This window comes from Amycolatopsis iheyensis (genome assembly GCF_024703995.1).
GTDB lineage: Bacteria > Actinomycetota > Actinomycetes > Mycobacteriales > Pseudonocardiaceae > Amycolatopsis > Amycolatopsis iheyensis.
In genome coordinates, this window is the sequence record NZ_JAMXQV010000023.1 from 39719 (window position 1) to 56141 (window position 16423).

At 72.8% G+C, this 16423-nt stretch carries 13 protein-coding genes; 6 read left to right on the forward strand and 7 right to left on the reverse strand.

Annotated features, from left to right (window positions below; genetic code table 11):
• Positions 1-9: 9 nt before the first annotated feature.
• From M8542_RS35355 to M8542_RS35370, 4 genes are all read right to left on the reverse strand, one after another.
• Positions 10-537, reverse strand: a complete 528-nt coding sequence (locus tag M8542_RS35355; RefSeq protein ID WP_257924796.1) for a regulatory protein RecX — start codon at positions 535-537, stop codon at positions 10-12.
• A gap of 92 nt (positions 538-629) precedes the next feature.
• Positions 630-1679, reverse strand: a complete 1050-nt coding sequence (gene recA, locus M8542_RS35360; RefSeq protein WP_257924675.1) for a recombinase RecA — start codon at positions 1677-1679, stop codon at positions 630-632.
• Between the two features lie 227 nt (positions 1680-1906).
• Complete coding sequence (locus M8542_RS35365; RefSeq protein WP_176175862.1) at positions 1907-2101, reverse strand: DUF3046 domain-containing protein; 195 nt, start codon at positions 2099-2101, stop codon at positions 1907-1909.
• 36 nt (positions 2102-2137) lie between these two features.
• A complete protein-coding gene (locus M8542_RS35370; protein WP_257924797.1) occupies positions 2138-3976 on the reverse strand; it encodes an Hsp70 family protein in 1839 nt (612 codons plus the stop codon).
• Between the two features lie 180 nt (positions 3977-4156).
• Here M8542_RS35370 and M8542_RS35375 point away from each other — a divergent pair, with 180 nt between their 5' ends.
• Genes M8542_RS35375 through def form a run of 6 tightly spaced genes read left to right on the forward strand, consistent with a single transcriptional unit; the run spans position 4157 to position 13675 of the window.
• Positions 4157-5407 (forward strand): four-carbon acid sugar kinase family protein, encoded by a 1251-nt coding sequence (locus tag M8542_RS35375; protein WP_257924676.1) that lies wholly within the window; start codon positions 4157-4159, stop codon positions 5405-5407.
• Positions 5404-6432, forward strand: a complete 1029-nt coding sequence (gene pdxA, locus M8542_RS35380; RefSeq protein WP_257924677.1) for a 4-hydroxythreonine-4-phosphate dehydrogenase PdxA — start codon at positions 5404-5406, stop codon at positions 6430-6432. Before M8542_RS35375 ends, pdxA begins: the two co-directional genes overlap by 4 nt.
• Entirely contained in the window at positions 6429-7706 is a 1278-nt protein-coding gene (locus tag M8542_RS35385; RefSeq protein ID WP_257924678.1) for an MFS transporter, read from the forward strand. Before pdxA ends, M8542_RS35385 begins: the two co-directional genes overlap by 4 nt.
• Complete coding sequence (locus M8542_RS35390; RefSeq protein WP_257924679.1) at positions 7678-8478, forward strand: DeoR/GlpR family DNA-binding transcription regulator; 801 nt, start codon at positions 7678-7680, stop codon at positions 8476-8478. The genes M8542_RS35385 and M8542_RS35390 overlap by 29 nt, the downstream gene beginning before the upstream one ends.
• Entirely contained in the window at positions 8459-13138 is a 4680-nt protein-coding gene (locus tag M8542_RS35395; protein ID WP_257924680.1) for a DEAD/DEAH box helicase, read from the forward strand. The genes M8542_RS35390 and M8542_RS35395 overlap by 20 nt, the downstream gene beginning before the upstream one ends.
• A gap of 36 nt (positions 13139-13174) precedes the next feature.
• Positions 13175-13675: a peptide deformylase gene (def, locus tag M8542_RS35400; RefSeq protein ID WP_257924681.1), complete on the forward strand. Its 501-nt coding sequence runs from the start codon at positions 13175-13177 to the stop codon at positions 13673-13675.
• 23 nt (positions 13676-13698) lie between these two features.
• Here def and M8542_RS35405 read toward each other — a convergent pair whose 3' ends face one another.
• From M8542_RS35405 to M8542_RS35415, 3 genes are all read right to left on the reverse strand, one after another.
• The gene (locus M8542_RS35405; protein ID WP_257924798.1) at positions 13699-14739 is read right to left on the reverse strand and encodes a GNAT family N-acetyltransferase; all 1041 of its coding nucleotides are present in this window, start codon (positions 14737-14739) and stop codon (positions 13699-13701) included.
• 74 nt (positions 14740-14813) lie between these two features.
• Positions 14814-15650: an alpha/beta fold hydrolase gene (locus tag M8542_RS35410; RefSeq protein WP_257924682.1), complete on the reverse strand. Its 837-nt coding sequence runs from the start codon at positions 15648-15650 to the stop codon at positions 14814-14816.
• 14 nt (positions 15651-15664) lie between these two features.
• Positions 15665-16396 carry a VOC family protein gene (locus tag M8542_RS35415; protein ID WP_257924683.1) on the reverse strand — a complete coding sequence of 244 codons (732 nt, stop codon included), beginning with the start codon at positions 16394-16396 and terminating at the stop codon, positions 15665-15667.
• Between the last annotated feature and the right edge of the window lie 27 nt (positions 16397-16423).

Here is a 16423-nt window from a genome sequence, read left to right on the forward strand (position 1 = left end):
ACCTCCGGGTCAGTCGATGTAGGCGTCGTCGAGCAAGGTGGACTCCGCGCCGTACTCGCGGAGCTCCTCCTTGATCACCGTGTACGCCAGGCCCTGCGGGTAGCCCTTGCGGGCCAGGAAGCCGAGGAGCCGCCGCAGCGCCGTCTGCTCGTCGACGTTGCCCAGCGAGCCGAGGCGCTTGCGGACCAGTTCCCTGGCCATCTGCTCCTCGGACTCGCGGTCGACCTCGCCCGCCGCCTGCGCCGCGACTTCGTCGTCGACGCCTTTGCGCCGCAGCTCGGCCAGCAGCGCGGTGCGGGACAGCCCCTGCGTCTCGTGCCGGGACTTCACCCACAGCTCGGCGAACTCAGCGTCGTTCACCAGCCCCGCCCGGTCGAGCTTGCCGAGCAGGGTTTCGCTGGTCTCCTCGTCGAACCCCTTGCGGCGCAACGCCTGCCGGAGCTCCTCCTGAGTCCGCGCACGCACGGCCAGGAGGTCGTAACAGATCTCCTTGGCCTTCTTGTACCGCTCCTCGGGAGGCAGCTCGGCCGGCGGGATTTTCGGCGCCCTCGCCACCCTCGATCACTCCTCGTCGTTCATCCGCGCCTCACCGTGGACCGCGCCACGGTGAGGACCCCGAACTCGATCGATCAGAAGTCGACCGGCGCCGGCACGGCTTCGACGGCGGCTTCCGCGTCGACCTGCGCGCCGATGCCCAGCTTCTCCTTGATGCGCTTCTCGATCTCGTTGGCGATGTCCGGGTTGTCGCGCAGGAACTTCCGCGCGTTCTCCTTGCCCTGGCCGAGCTGGTCGCCCTCGTAGGTGTACCAAGCGCCGGACTTGCGCAGGATCCCCTGGTCGACACCCATGTCGATGAGCGAACCCTCGCGGGAGACGCCGACGCCGTACAGGATGTCGAACTCGGCCTGCTTGAAGGGCGGGGCCATCTTGTTCTTCACGACCTTGACGCGGGTGCGGTTGCCGACCGGCTCGCCACCGTCCTTGAGCGTCTCGATGCGACGCACGTCGAGCCGGACCGACGCGTAGAACTTCAGCGCCTTACCACCGGTCGTGGTCTCCGGGGAGCCGAACATGACGCCGATCTTCTCGCGCAGCTGGTTGATGAAGATCGCGGTGGTGCCGGAGTTGTTCATCGCACCGGTCATCTTGCGCAGCGCCTGGCTCATCAGGCGGGCCTGCAGACCCACGTGCGAGTCACCCATCTCGCCCTCGATCTCCGCGCGCGGCACGAGCGCGGCCACGGAGTCGATGACCAGGATGTCGAGCGCGCCGGAGCGGATCAGCATGTCCGCGATCTCCAGCGCCTGCTCACCGGTGTCCGGCTGGGAGACCAGCAGCGCGTCGGTGTCGACGCCGAGCTTCTTGGCGTACTCCGGGTCCAGCGCGTGCTCCGCGTCGATGAACGCCGCGATGCCGCCGGCGCGCTGCGCGTTCGCCACCGCGTGCAGGGCGACCGTGGTCTTACCGGAGGACTCCGGGCCGTAGACCTCGATCACGCGGCCGCGGGGCAGCCCGCCGATGCCGAGGGCGACGTCGAGCGCGATCGCGCCGGTCGGGATCACGGAGACGGGCGCGCGGCCGTCCTGGCCGAGCCGCATGACCGAGCCCTTGCCGTACTGCTTGTCGATCTGCGCGAGCGCGAGCTCGAGCGCCTTGTCCTTGTCGGGTGCTGCAGGCATGGAAGTCCACCTCGCTGGTCCGAGCCCCCATCGAGGGCCCTCTGTGTCAGTTCTTCAGCTGTCCGGTCCGACGCTAGCGGCGGGGACCGACAATTCCAGGCGCGGCGCCCAATCTGTGGATCGCTGGACCCGATGTGGACAACACCTTAGACGAACACTTGTTCGAGGTCGGCAGCGACACACCCTTGCGCTAGGATTTTCGCCCGGCCGGGCGGGGATCGCCCAGGTCAGCGCCGCTCCGCCGGGACGTCGAAGGCGTCGCAGACCTCGCGCCAGATCTCCTTCGCCGGAATTCCCGCGGTCAGCGCCTGGTCGACGGTGCGCCCGCCGAGCCCGCTGAGCACGTGGTCCCTGGCCAGCACCTGGGCCCGCCCGGGGCCGAACTCCTCGGCCATCAGCCGCCGGAAAACCGTGATCCGCATCGAGCCCACTCTAACCGGCGGGCGCGAACGGTCCGGCTACTCCCCGGGCTGGACGCTCGCCTCGAAGTAGTCGGCCAGCGTGCCCGGCGTGGTCGCCGCGGCCTGCTCGTTCGAATTCAGCTGGTAGATGAACCCGGCGAGCGGCCGGTCCGCCACCGTGAACACGAGCACCGCCGACGTCTTGCCCGCGGCCGACGAGTAGTGCCCCTTCAGCCCGTTGCCACCCCAGTCGGCCTCGGTGCGGTCGCCGCCCGCGGAGGCGAGCAGGCCGTCGGTGTACTGCTTGAGCGTGGCGGCGTCGCCTTGGACGTAGGTCACCTGCGTGCCCGCCCGGCCCGGCGCGGAGCAGGTCGAGGACACCCCGAGGCTTTCCGCCGGCGCCGCCGGGCCGTTGCCCATGCCCGGCTTGCAGTCGCCGGTGTCGGCGATCTTCCCGGCGAGCTGGCGCAGGCAGCCGGTGAAGCCCTTGTCGTCGGCCTGCCCCGGGGTCTGGCACTGGTCCGCGGTGTAGGTGGCGACCGAGGACGACGACGTCAGGAAGTAGGTCAGCCCGGCCGCGAGCACCACCACGACCGCGACCGCGATGCCGATGAGCAGCTTCTTCTTCCCGCCGGACTTCGGTTCGGCCTGCTCCGCGGGCGAATACGCGGGGAAGTTCGCCGGCACCGGCTGCGGGCCGCTGGGCGGGAAGTTCGAGGGCGTGTACCCCGGGTACTGCGGCGGAGGCGGCGGCGCGTACTGCGGGCGGTGCGGCGCGGTCCCCGCGGCCACCGCCCCTTCGACGTTCTGGGTGCGTGCGCCCAGGCCGTCCCGGGCGACGTGCTGGGCGCCGAGCGCGACGGCGGTCTCCGGCTGGTCGAGGCTGCCCGGCACGACGCCGAGCTTCTCCGCGATCATCGCGCCGACCAGCGGCAGCCGGCTCGACCCGCCGACGAGGTAGATGCCGGCGAGGCGATCCGGGGTCAGCCCGGACGAGCGCAGCGTCCGCGAAAGCAGCTCGACACTACGCAGCATGGCCGGCCGGACCAGGCCTTCCAGCTCGCCGCGCGTGACGAGGACGTCCTTGAACGGCTCCGGCATCGGCACCTCGGTCTGCGGGTGCCGCGACAGCGCCTCCTTGGCCGCCTTGACGTCTTCCTGCAGCGCGCGCCGGGTGCGCCGGTCGGCGGTCGACTCGGGACGCAGCAGCCGCTGCCAGCGCTGCGGGTCGGAGTGCGAGACCTCGCGCCCGACGTGCACCATCAGCGCCTGGTCGACGTCGAGGCCGCCGAGGTCGGGCAGGCCGTCTTCGGCGAGCACGGTGAAGCCGTTCTGCGTGGCCCCGACGACGGCGACGTCGAAGGTGCCCGCGCCGAGGTCGTAGACCGCGAGCGCCTGGCCCGGCGCGAGGGACTTGCCGGGGAACGACGCGAAGTGCGCGGCCGCGGCGACGGGCTCGGGCACCAGCAGGATGTTCTGGCCCATCCCGGCGAGCCGGGCGGCGGACATCAGGACGTTGCGGCGGGTCTGCCCCCACTGCGCGGGGTGGGTCAGCCGGACCTCGTCGGGCTGCTCGCCGCCGAGCTGGCGGGAGGTCTCTTCGAGCACGCGGCGCAGGATGGCGGCCAGCGCGTCGGTCACCGGGACGACGTCGGTGCCGAGCAGCAGGGTCTGCTCGTCGATGCGGCGCTTGGGGTTCGGCTCGAAGCGCGTCGGGTCGAGGCGCGCACGGCGCTCGGCGTCGCGGCCGACCATGATCGTGCCCTCTTCGGTGGCGAACACCGCCGAGGGCATGTTGGCCGAGCCGTCCACCTCGACGACCCGGGGCGGCCTGCCGTGCGCCGACAGGACGGCGACGGTGTTGGACGTCCCGAGGTCCACCGACAGGATCCGCACAGCACTCCCCTTCACGAAACCACGCCTTGACGGCGCTCGCGGTGATGCTGCCATGCGCGCGGTCACCGTGCGTGCGGACCCGCGAAAGTCGCCGCTCCTTGACGGAGAGGTCGATCACGGTGCACGATAGTTGCGCGGTTCGGTCAATCGAGTTGCACACACTGCGCAAAGGAGCGGGTGATGCCGAAGCTGCTCGTCCTCGGCGACGACCTGACCGGCAGCAACGCGACCGGGGCGCTGTATGCCCGCTTCGGGCTGCGCGCGGTGTCCGTCAACGCGCCCGTGGCGCCGGACGCGCCCTGTTTCCGCGCGGAGAGCGGGATCGACGCTCTCGTGGTGAACCTGGGTACCCGGCACGCTTCGCCGTCACACGCCGCGCAGGCGGTACGGGAGGCGATCGAGCTGGCCGGGCCGGTTCAGCTCACGGTGAAGCGCGTCGACACGACGCTGCGCGGCAACGTCGGCGCGGAGACCGAGGCCGTCCTGGCCTCGGCGCCGGGCGCCCGCGCGCTGGTCGTGCCCGCCTTCCCGGACGCCGGCCGGGTCACCCTCGGCGGCCTGCACCTGGTCGACGGCGTGCCGCTGGCCGAAAGCCCCGCCGCGCGCGATCCGCTGGCGCCGGTGAAGACGTCGCGGATCCGCACCCTGCTCCAGCCCACCGACCGCGAGATCGCCGAGCTGCCGCTGGACGTCGTCGAGGAGGGCGTGGCCGCGGTCGAGGCGGCGCTGCGGTGCGCCGCCGGGATCGTCGTCTGCGACGCCACGACGAACCGCCACCTCACCACCGTCGCCAAGGCCGCGGCCCGGCTGGCGGCCGAGGACACTCGGTGGATCTCCGTGGACTCCGGGCCCTTCGGCGTCCGGCTGGCCGCCGCGCTCGGGCTCGCCCCCGGTCACGACACCGTCCCGCCGGTGCTGGCCGTGGTCGGCAGCATCACCGGGCAGACCCACGACCAGCTGCTGGAAACCGAGCTGGTGCTGGACGCGCGGTACGTCGACGTCGACGCGGAGCGGCCCGATCCGCCGGCCATCGCGGCCGCGGCCGGGAAGCTGCTCGGCTCCGGGCACCGCGTGGTCGGCATCCGGACCCGGGCACCCGCGCCGGGCGCGCCGGTCGACCCGGCGGTGGCGGCGCGGATCCCGCCCGCACTCGGCGAAGCGGCCCGGCTCGTGCTCGCCACGCACCGGATCGGCGGGCTCTACGCCACCGGCGGCGACATCGCCGTCGAGGTCACCAGGGCCCTCGGGGCCGAGGGCTTCGAGATCGACACCGAAGTACTGCCCCTGGCGGTCGCCGGGCGGCTGACCGGCGGCCCGCACACCAGGCTGCCCTTCGCCACGAAGGGCGGGCTGATCGGCGGCCGGGACGCCGCCGTCGCCTGCCTGGAACACCTGAACCACGTCCTGGCCACCGGAAGGAAGAACCCGTGAGCGACCTCCCCATCCTCGCCGTCACCCTCGGCGACCCCGTCGGCATCGGCCCGGAGATCACCGTCAAGACCCTGGCCGAACCGGAGTCCCTGCAGCTCGCGCGCGGCGTCGCGGTCGGCGACGTCGTGGTGCTCGACCGCGTGGTCCGGCACCTGGGCCTGAACCTGGAGGTCAACCCGATCGCCACGGTCGCCGACGCGCGTTTCACCCCCGGCGTGATCGACGTGCTGAACCTCGGCGTGGTCACCGAAGACCTGCCGTGGGGCGAGGTCAACGCGACCGCGGGCGCCGCGGCGGTGGGGGCGATCGAGGTGGCGACCCGGCTCGCGCTGGCCGGCGAGGTCGACGCGGTCGTCACCGCGCCGATCAACAAAGAGGCGATCTGGGCGGCGGGCTCGCAGCACCTCGGGCACACCGAGATGCTCGGCGAGCTGACCGGGTCGACCCGGTTCAACACGATGTTCTGGGTGTCCGGGCTGAAGATCTTCTTCGCCACCCGGCACCTTTCGCTGCGCGAAGCGATCAACCAGATCACCAGGGAGAACATCGAACACGCGATCCGCGAGGCGTACACCGCGCTCGAGGTGTTCGGCACGGAGAAACCGAGACTGGCCGTGGCGGCGCTGAACCCGCACGGCGGCGAGAACGGCAAGTTCGGCGACGAAGAGATCGTCGCGATCGCGCCCGCCGTGGCGGCCGCGCGGGCCGCGGGGCTCGACGTCGTCGGCCCGATCCCCGCGGATTCCGTGTTCCACCAAGGGATCCAGGGCCGCTTCGACGGTGTGCTCTCGCTCTACCACGACCAGGGGCACATCGCGTCGAAGACGTACGACTTCGACGGCACCGTCTCGGTGACCGTGGGCCTGCCGATCCTGCGCACGTCGGTCGACCACGGCACGGCGTTCGACATCGCCGGCACCGGCCGCGCCTCGCACGGCACCATGCGCGCCGCGTTCAAGGCGGCAGCGACGCTGGCGCCGTACGCGCGGAAGCTGCCCGCCATCTACCCGCCGAGCATCCGGTGATCCCCCGCAAGCGCTGGGCGTACGTCATCCCGGTCGCGGTGGTCATGTACATGCTGGCCTACCTCGACCGCACGAACGTCGCGGTGATCCTGCCCTACATCGGCGACGACTTCCCGTTGTCCGCCAGCGCGAAGGGGCTGGCGAGCGGCATCTTCTTCGTCGGCTACCTGGTGCTGCAGATCCCGGCCGCGGTGCTGGCCGCGAAGTGGAGCGCCCGCAAGACGGTGCTGATCCTGATGGTCGCGTGGGCGTTCGCGGCCGTCCTCTGCGGACTGGTGCGGAACGAAACCCAGCTGCACCTGGCCCGGCTGCTGCTCGGGCTGTTCGAGGGCGGCGTCTGGCCCGCGGTGCTGATCCTGCTGGCGTCCTGGTTCCCGCAGGCCGAACGCGCCCGCGCGAACGCGTTGTGGATGACCTGCCTGCCGATCTCGGCGATCATCATGTCGCCGCTGTCCGGGCTGATGCTCGACCACATGTCGTGGCGTTGGGTCTTTGTGATCCAGGGCCTGCCACCGTTGCTGTGGGCGATCGTCTGGTGGTTCGCGGTGGCCGACCGGCCGGCGAAGGCCCGCTGGATCTCGGCCGAAGAGCGCGAGTACCTCGAAACGACCTTGAAGGCCGAAGAAGACGCGAAGCCCGCGTTCGCGAAACAGGGTTACCGGCAGGCGCTGGCGAACCGGCAGGTGCTGCTGCTGATCGGCATCTACTTCTTCTGGATCACCGGGTTCTACGGCTTTTCGCTGTGGCTGCCGTCAGTGGTGAAGACGATGACCGGGGGCTCGGCCACCGCGGTCGGGTTCCTGTCGGCCGTGCCGTACGTCCTCGCGCTGGCCGGGATGGTCGCGTGCGCGCACTGGTCGGACCGCACCGGCAACCGGCGGCTCGCGGTCACCGTGCCCCTGGTCGTGGCGATCGCCGGGCTGCTGCTCGGCAACCTCGTCCATTGGCCGGCCGCGGTGCAGCTCGTGCTGCTCTGCGTCGTCGCGACCGGCGTCTACATGCCGTACGGGCCGTTCTGGGCCATCCCCAGCCGGATCCTCGGCATCGAGGTCGTGGCCGTGGCGATGGGCCTGATCAACGCACTCGGCAACCTCGGCGGGTTCGCCGGGCCGTACCTGGTCGGCTGGCTCACCGACGTCACCGGCAGCGCGACGACCGGGTTCGTCGTCCTGGCCGCGTTCCTCGCGGTGGCCGCCGCGCTGGCGTTCTTCGGGCTGAAGCCGGCGGTCGTGGAAGACTCGGCGCATGTCCCAGCCGCGTCCAGGAACCCGTGACCGGCGCGCGATGCTGCTCGAAGCCGTCCGCGACGGCTCGGGCGGCATCGCGGAGCTGGCCGAGGAGTTCGGCGTCTCGGAGTCGACGATCCGCCGTGACCTCGCCTCGCTCGCCGGCGCCGGGCACGTCGTCCGCACCTACGGCGGCGCGCTCGACACCGAACGCAGCCCGCGTGAGAAGGACCGCGAAAACGCCGCGGCCAAGGACGCCATCGCCCGGCAAGCCGCCGCGGTGGTGCGCGACGGCGAGGTCGTGCTGCTCGACGCCGGCACGACCACCGGCCGGCTCGCCCGCCACCTCGCCCACCGCGAGGGGCTGACGGTGGTCACGAACGGCGTGACCGCGATCCGCGAGCTCGCGGGCTTCGCCGGAATCGACCTGATCGTCCTCGGCGGCCGGCTGCGGCACCCCAACGAGGCCATCCTCGGCGAGACCGTGCTCGCCCAGCTGCGGCACATCTCACCCGATCGGGTGTTCCTGGGCGCGGACGGCCTGGTGCCCGGCCGAGGGCTGTGCTGCCCGTCACTGGAGCAGTCGGTGGTCAAGCACGCGATGCTGCACGCGGGCGCCGAGGCGTACGTGCTGGCCGACCGCTCCAAGCTGGACCAGGCCCCTTTTTCCTACTGGACGCCGCTCGACCGCGAGTACCGGCTGATCACCGACGAGCTGCGGGTCGACACCATCTACCCGGCGTTCGCCGACAGCGTGATCGTGGCCGGCGCTCCCGAAACTGTCGGTGGTGCCGCGCATCATGGACGACGTGGCAGGTGACGTGCTCGACCTCTTCTCCCCCGCGACCCGGGACTGGTTCGCGGGGGCCTTCGCCGCGCCCACGGCGGCGCAGGAAGGCGCCTGGCGGGCGGCGCACGCGGGCGAGCACGCCCTCGTCGTCGCGCCGACCGGCTCCGGCAAGACGCTGTCCGCGTTCCTCTGGGCGCTGGACCGGCTCTCGGTGGCGCCACCACCGGCGGAGGCCACCAAGCGCTGCCGGATCCTCTACGTCTCGCCGCTGAAGGCCCTGGCGGTCGACGTCCAGCGAAACCTGCGGGCCCCGCTCGCCGGCATCTCGCAGGCGTCGCGGCGGCTCGGGCTCGCGGTGCCCGAAATCGAAGTCGGCATGCGCACCGGCGACACCACGGCCGCCGAGCGGCGCTCCTTCACCAAGACCCCGCCCGACGTGCTGGTGACCACACCGGAGTCGCTGTTCCTCATCCTCACTTCGTCGGCGCGGGAGTCGCTGCGCGGCGTCGAGACGGTGATCGTCGACGAGGTGCACGCGGTCGCGGGCGGCAAGCGCGGCGCGCACCTCGCGCTGTCGCTGGAGCGGCTGGACTCGCTGCTCCCGAAGCCGGCGCAGCGGATCGGCCTGTCGGCGACCGTCCGCCCGATCGACGAGGTGAGCGCGTTCCTGGCCGGCGGCCGGCCGGTGCGGGTGGTCCAGCCGAAGCTGGCGAAGACCATCGAAGTGCGCGTCGAAGTCCCGGTCGAGGACATGAGCAACCTCGACGCCCCGCGCAGCGGCCCGGCGCCGAGCCCGCTCGACGAACTGGAGTCGCTCGGTTCCCTGGATTCGCTGACCGAGGCGTTCCCACCCGGCGACATCGCCCCCGGCGGGCTGGGCACGCTGGAGGAGATGGCCGGCAACCCGGTGCAGCGGCCGTCGATCTGGCCCGCCGTCGAAGAGCGGGTGCTGAGCCTGATCCAGGGCCACCGCTCGACCATCGTGTTCGCCAACTCCCGGCGGCTCACCGAGCGGATGACGGCCCGGCTCAACGAGCTGGCCGCGGAACAGACGGAGCTGACTCCGGAGGACTCCTTCCCGGCCGAAGCCGTCGGGCAGTCCGGGGTCAGCACCGGCGCCCCACCGGTGATCGCCCGGGCGCACCACGGGTCGATGTCGCGGGAGCAGCGCACGCACGTCGAGGAAGACCTCAAGTCCGGGCGGCTGCCGTGCGTGGTGGCGACGTCGTCGCTGGAGCTGGGCATCGACATGGGCGCGGTCGACCTGGTGGTGCAGATCGAGGCGCCGCCGACGGTGGCGTCCGGGCTGCAGCGCGTCGGCCGCGCCGGGCACCAGGTCGGCGCGGTCTCCTCCGGCGTGATGTTCCCCAAGTTCCGCGGTGACCTCGTCTCCTGCGCGGTGGTCGCGGAACGGATGGCGACCGGCGCGATCGAGGCGGTCCGCTACCCGCGCAACCCGCTCGACGTCCTGGCGCAGCACGTCGTCGCGATGGTGGCGCTCGAACCGTGGACGGTGCCGGACCTCGCGTCGCTGGTGCGGCGGGCGGCGCCGTTCGCGTCGCTGCCGGACGACGCCCTGCACGCGGTGCTCGACATGCTGGCCGGCCGGTACCCGAGCGAGGAGTTCGGCGAGCTGCGCGCGCGGATCACCTGGGACCGCATCGCGGGCGAGCTGCGCGGGCGCCCGGGCTCGCAGCGGCTGGCCGTCACCTCCGGCGGCACGATCCCGGACCGCGGCCTGTTCACCGTGATGACGCCCGGTGGGGACGACAAGCCCGGGTCGCGCGTCGGCGAGTTCGACGAGGAGATGGTCTACGAGTCGCGCGTCGGCGACACGATCCTGCTCGGCACGTCGTCGTGGCGGATCACCGACATCACGCACGACCGGGTCATCGTGGTGCCCGCGCCGGGCGAACCGGCGCGGATGCCGTTCTGGAAGGGCGACGCGCCGGGCCGGCCCCTGGAACTGGGCCGGGCGCTGGGCAAGTTCGTCCGCGAACTGTCCACATCGGACGCCGAGAAGGCGCGCGAGCGGGCGGCCGCGGCCGGGCTGGACGAGCGGGCGTGCGACAACCTGCTGCAGTACCTGGCCGAGCAGAAGGAAGCCACCCGGCACGTCCCGAACGACCGGACGATCCTGCTGGAGCGCTACCGCGACGAGCTGGGCGACTGGCGGATCGTCGTGCATTCGCCGTTCGGCGCGCAGGTGAACGCGCCGTGGGCGCTGGCCATCGCCGCGCGGCTGCGGGAAAACCGCGGCGTCGACGCGCAGGTGGCGCACTCCGACGACGGCATCGTCCTGCGGCTGCCGGAAGCCTTCGACTCCGAAGGTGGCGACGTGACCATCGGCGCGGACGACGTCCTGCTCGACCCCGAAGAGGTCGAGCAGCTGATCGTCGCCGAAGTCGGCGGCTCGGCCGTGTTCGCGGCGCGGTTCCGCGAGTGCGCGGCGCGGTCGCTGCTGCTGCCCCGGCGGGATCCGCGGCGCCGCACTCCCCTGTGGCAGCAACGGCAACGCGCGTCGCAGCTGCTGTCGGTCGCGGCGAAGTACGAGCGGTTCCCGGTCGTGCTGGAGGCGATGCGGGAGGTCCTGCAGGACGTCTACGACGTGGGCGGCCTGCGCGAGCTGATGGCCGACGTTCGGGCCCGCAAGGTCCGGCTGGTGGAGGTCGAGACGCCGGCCGCGTCGCCGTTCGCGCGCAGCCTGCTCTTCGGCTACGTCGGGATGTTCCTGTACGAAACCGACGCGCCGCTGGCCGAACGACGCGCGGCGGCGCTGTCGCTGGACTCGGGGCTGCTGGCCGAGCTGCTGGGCACCGAGGCGATCCGCGAACTGCTCGACCCGGAGGCCGTGCGCGAGGTGGAGCGGTCGCTGCAGCGGCTCGAGCCCGATCGGCACGCACGCTCGGCCGAGGACGCCGCCGACCTGCTGCGGTTCCTCGGCGACCTGACCGTCGAGGAGGCGGCCGAGCGCGGGATCCAGGCCGAGTGGCTCGCCGAGCTGGAGTCGGCGCGTCGGGCGATCCGGGTGCGGATCGGCGGCGAGGAGCGGTTCCTCGCGATCGAAGACTCGGGCAAGGTTCGTGACGCGCTGGGTACCGCGCTGCCGGTGGGCGTGCCCGAGGCGTTCACCGAACCGGTCGCGGATCCGCTGGGCGACCTGCTGTTCCGCTACGCCCGCAGCCGCGGGCCGTTCGCGGCGTCGACGGTGGCGCAGCGGTTCGGGCTCGGGCTCGCCGTCGTCACCGGCGTCCTCGACCGGATGACCGGGGAAGGCCGCCTGGTGCGCGGCGAGCTGAGCCCCGTCGGACATCCGGACACCCATGGTGTCGGGATCGAATACTGCGATTCGGCGGTGCTGCGCCGGCTGCGGCGGGCATCGCTGGCGAAGCTGCGGGCCGAGGTCGAGCCGGTCGAACCGGCGGCGCTGGGCCGGTTCCTGCCGTCGTGGCACGGGTTCGGCGGCCGCGTCCGCGCGGCGCCGACGGCGGACGACGTGCTGTCGGTCGTCGAGCAGCTGGCCGGGGCGCCGCTGCCGGCGAGCGCGGTGGAGTCGCTGATCCTGCCCGGGCGGCTGCCGGGCTACTCCCCCGCGCTGCTCGACGAGCTGACGACCGCGGGCGAGGTCACCTGGGCGGGCTGCGGCGCGCTGTCCGGCGGCGACGGCTGGATCGCCCTCGCCCCCACCGACGTCGCCGACCTGCTGCTGCCCGAGGTCGTCGAGGACATCCCGACCGGGCCGCTGCACGACGCCCTGGTGTCCACTTTGGAGGGTGGGGCGCTGTTCTTCCGGCAGCTGGTGGACCGCGCGAGCGTCCTGGTGGAGAAGGCGCCGAACGACGCCGAAGTGGTGTCCGCGCTGTGGGACCTGGTGTGGGCGGGGCTGGTCACGGGCGACACGCTGGGGCCGCTGCGGGCCCAGGTGGCCGGGCACGGCGCGCACAAGCCACGGCGCCAGGCGCCGCGCGGCCGGTACGCGCGGCTGCGGGCGGGGCGGCCGCAGATGCCGTCGCGGTCCGGGCCGCCGACGGTCGCGGGGCGGTGGGCGCTGACCCCGGTCCGCGAGACCGACGCGACCCGGCGGGCGCACGCACGCACCGAGGCGTTCCTGGAACGCCACGGCGTCCTGACCCGCGGCGCGCTCGACACCGAACGCGTCACCGGCGGGTTCTCCGGGATCTACAAGGTGCTGCGCGGCATGGAAGACACCGGCCAGGTGATCCGCGGCTACGTCGTGGAAGGCCTCGGCGCGGCGCAGTTCGCGGCGAAGGGCGCGGTCGACCGGTTGCGCGCGTTGTCCGGCCCGGGCCGCCCGGCGCCCGGCCGCGCGGTGGTGCTGGCGGCGGCCGACCCGGCCCAGCCGTACGGCGCGGCGCTCCCGTGGCCCGCGGCGACCGGCGACACGAAGCACCGCCCGGCGCGCAAAGCCGGCGCGCTGGCGGTGCTGGTCGACGGCGTCCCGGCGCTGTACGTCGAGCGAGGCGGGCGGTCCCTGCTGAGTTTCACCGACGAACGGCAACCGTTGTCGGACGCGGCGCAGGCGTTGTCGGCGGCGGTCCGGGAGGGCTGGCTGGGTCAGCTGGCCGTCCAGCGCGCGGACGGCGAGCAAGCGCTGACGTCGGAGCTGGCGGAGGTGCTGCGGGAGGCCGGTTTCCGGGCCACGCCCTCGGGGCTGCGTCTGCGGGCCTAAGCTGCCAGTCCGACACGCACGAAGGATGTTCTGCTCATGGCCATGCGCGAACTGCGCTATTTCGGGGACCCGATCCTCAAGTCCGCCTGCGACCCGGTCACGGTCTTCGACGAAAAGCTCGAGGCGCTGGTGCGGGACCTGCTGGACTCCGTCAAGCCGGACGGCCGCGCCGGGCTGGCGGCCCCGCAGATCGGCGTCGGGCTGCGGGTGTTCAGCTACGACGTCGCCGGGCTGACGGGGTACGTGATCAACCCGGAGATCGTCGAGCTGTCGGAAGAGACGCACGAGATCGACGAGGGCTGCCTGTCGGTGCCGGAGCTTTGGTTCCCGACCAACCGCGCGAAGCACGCGAAGGTCCGGGGCGTCGACGTGCACAACGAGCCGATCGAGGTGGAAGGCGAAGACGTGCTGGCGCAGTGCCTCCAGCACGAAACCGATCACCTGGACGGCATCCTGTACCTGGACCGCCTGACGGCCGACCGCAAGAAGACGGCCCTGCGCGAGGCACGCGGCAAAGACTGGTTCTGGAAGCGCTGATCCCGCTCGGGTGGCCGGGCCGCTCAGCCCGGGAGGACCAACCGCAGCCGGGTGCCGTCCGCCGCGCCGCGTTCGGTTCGCAGGCCCGCGCGGGCCGCGGTGCGCGCGAGCACTTCGTCGCCCGGCAGGCAGTCCGCCTTCAGCTCCGTCACGCCGTCCGCCTCCGCCAGCACCGCGAGCCGGGCCAGCAGGGCCGTGCCGATGCCCTGCCGCTGCCAAGTGTCCTCGACCAGCAGGGAAATCTCCGCGCCGATCAGCTGGCCCAGCCCGATCACGTCGCGGCCGAAGACCGCCAGCACGCTCGTGCCGCGCGGGGGCACCAGCAGCCGGTGCAGCCAGCGGCGGGGCACCGTCCGCACCCCCGAGTGGTAGCGCCGGAACAGCGTCGCCGTCGAACAGCGGCGGTGCAGGTCCGAGACCGCGCCGGCGTCGGCCGGGACGCCTCTGCGCAGGACGATCGCCGCGCCGTCCGGGCGGTCCAGGACCACCGGGCCCGCGAGGTTGCGAGCCGCCGCGGTGAGCAGGCCCAGCAGGGCTTCGGCGCGCGTCAGCTCCAGCTGCACGAACGGCGCCCACCGCCGGCGCGCCACCAGGGCGATGCCCGCGACCGGCCCGAACACCGCCCGGTGCCCGCTCTCGGTGCGGCCCGGGTTCGCTTCGGCCGCCGGGACGCGGGTGACGACGTCCGCGGCCAGCGCGTCCTTCAGCACGTCGGCCAGGCGAGCCGGGTCGTCGATCGCGCGGCGGGCCGCCAGCAACGTCGAGGACGCCGGGTCGACCAGGTCGTGCACGTCCGCGTCGATGACCGCCGTGCACTCGCAGCCCTCGGCGCGGATCGCGGCCACCAGGTGCCCGCGGGGCAGGCCGGTCGCCGGGCGCAGCACGATTTCGTCGAGCACGCCGCCCGGCACCGGCAGCACGGTCAGGCCGAGGATGTTGCACTCGAGGTCGGCGAGCCGGATGGCGAGCCGCGCCAGGGTGCCCGGGTGGTCGTGCATCCGGACCCGCACGCGCCACACCGGCGGCGCGTCGTCGGCGGTGGCCGTCCGGGCGGGCTGGGGCACCACACTCGAGATCTCCATGCCCGCACTCTCCCGCGGCGTTGTTGCCGCTCCGGGGCGCCGGTGTTTCGCGCAGGTCAGCGTTCGGCGTCGCCCGGCAACCCCGGCGAAACACGGGTCAGCCACGAGCGCAGCTCGGTCGCCAGCGCGACCGGCGCGTCCAGCTGGATGAGGTGGCCGGCGTCGGGGACCGGGGTGAACGTCGCGCCCGGGATGCCGGCCGCGAGCCGCTCGCCGGTCGCCTGCGGGATCCAGGTGTCCTCAACGCCCCACAGGACGCGCACCGGGAGGTCGATCCGGCCGAGCCGGTCCTCGTTCTCCACCAGGAAACTCTCGTCGTACGCCGCGATCTGCCGGTAGAACGCCGGCTGGCCCGCTTCGCCGAGCCACGGCGCGGTCAACGCCGTCAGGTCGGCCTCGCGCAGCTGACGGAAACCCGCGTTGCCGATGTAGGCGCGCACCAGTGCTTCGTGGATGTACGGCGGCACCTGGGCGAGCACGTCGGGATGCTCCTTGACCAGCCGGAAGAACGGCGAGCCCGACGGCGGGATGGCCACGACGTCGGCCATCAGCAGCGACGCGTACGGCAGGCCGTGGACCAGGTGCGCGCGCAGCGACACCGCACCGCCGTAGTCGTGGGCGACGACGTGCGGCCGGTCGAGGCCCCAGTGCGTCAGCAGCGCCTGGAACGCCTCGGCCTGGACCCCGAAGTCGACGGCGTGGTCCGCCTCCTTCGAGGACCGGCCGTAACCGGGCATGTCCCAGAGGTACACGGTGAAGTCGTCGCTGAGGGCCTCGGCGAAGGGCTGCCACAGCCACGACGACCACGGCGTGCCGTGGCAGAACACCACCGCGGGCCCGGAGCCGGCGCGGCTCCAGGCGATCCGGCGGCCCCGCCAGTCGAAAGTCTCCATGCCCCGAAGCTAGATCAACGCGGGGTGAGCACGCAGAACTCGTTGCCCTCCGGATCGGTCAGCACGCGCCACGGCAGTGCGGGCCCGCCCAGGTCCGCCGGCGCCGCGCCCGCCGCGATCACCTCCGACACCACCGCCGCGTGCTCGGCGTCCGCCGGGGGCGCCACGTCGAGGTGTACCCGGTTCTTGCCGCGCTTGGCGTCTTCGTTGCGGAGGAACTCCAGCCACGGCCCGCGTCGCGAAGGCGCGTGCAGGCCCACCAGGACGTCGCCTTCGCGGGCCTCGACCGGCCACCCGGTGATCCCCGCCCAGAATCCCGCCAGCGGCTCCGGGTCGCGAGCGTCGACGACGATCGCCGCCACCGCGCCGGAGCCCAGGTACCGGTCGCGGGGCTCGAGGACGCAGAACTCGTTGCCCTCCGGGTCCGCGAGCACGACCCACGGCACTTCGCCCTGCCCGAGGTCGACCCGGCTGCCACCCAGTGCGAGGGCGCGCTCGACCAGCTCGGCCTGGTGTTCGCGGCTCGTGCTCGCCAGGTCCAGGTGGATGCGGTTCTTCACCTCCTTGGGTTCGGGCACGGGCACGAAGACGAGGTCCAGGTCCCAGCCGTCGGTCTCCGGGGCGCGCACGTCGACCTCGCCGGCCTCCTCGACGGCGACACGCCAGCCGAGCAGCGCGGCCCAGAAGCCCGCGAGGACTTCCGGCCGCGCCGCGTCGATCACCAGGTTCACCAGGCGCGTGTTCATGTGCCGCAGGCTAACCGCCACCACCGA

Bases quoted from the DNA above. Each gene is read 5' to 3' on its own strand.
- def (WP_257924681.1), top strand. From the start codon at position 13,175: ATGGCCATGCGCGAACTGCGCTATTTCGGGGACCCGATCCTCAAGTCC.
- M8542_RS35365 (WP_176175862.1), bottom strand. From the start codon at position 2,101: ATGCGGATCACGGTTTTCCGGCGGCTGATGGCCGAGGAGTTCGGCCCC.
- M8542_RS35415 (WP_257924683.1), bottom strand. From the start codon at position 16,396: ATGAACACGCGCCTGGTGAACCTGGTGATCGACGCGGCGCGGCCGGAA.
- M8542_RS35390 (WP_257924679.1), top strand. From the start codon at position 7,678: ATGTCCCAGCCGCGTCCAGGAACCCGTGACCGGCGCGCGATGCTGCTC.
- M8542_RS35375 (WP_257924676.1), top strand. From the start codon at position 4,157: ATGCCGAAGCTGCTCGTCCTCGGCGACGACCTGACCGGCAGCAACGCG.
- M8542_RS35395 (WP_257924680.1), top strand. From the start codon at position 8,459: ATGGACGACGTGGCAGGTGACGTGCTCGACCTCTTCTCCCCCGCGACC.
- recA (WP_257924675.1), bottom strand. From the start codon at position 1,679: ATGCCTGCAGCACCCGACAAGGACAAGGCGCTCGAGCTCGCGCTCGCG.
- M8542_RS35410 (WP_257924682.1), bottom strand. From the start codon at position 15,650: ATGGAGACTTTCGACTGGCGGGGCCGCCGGATCGCCTGGAGCCGCGCC.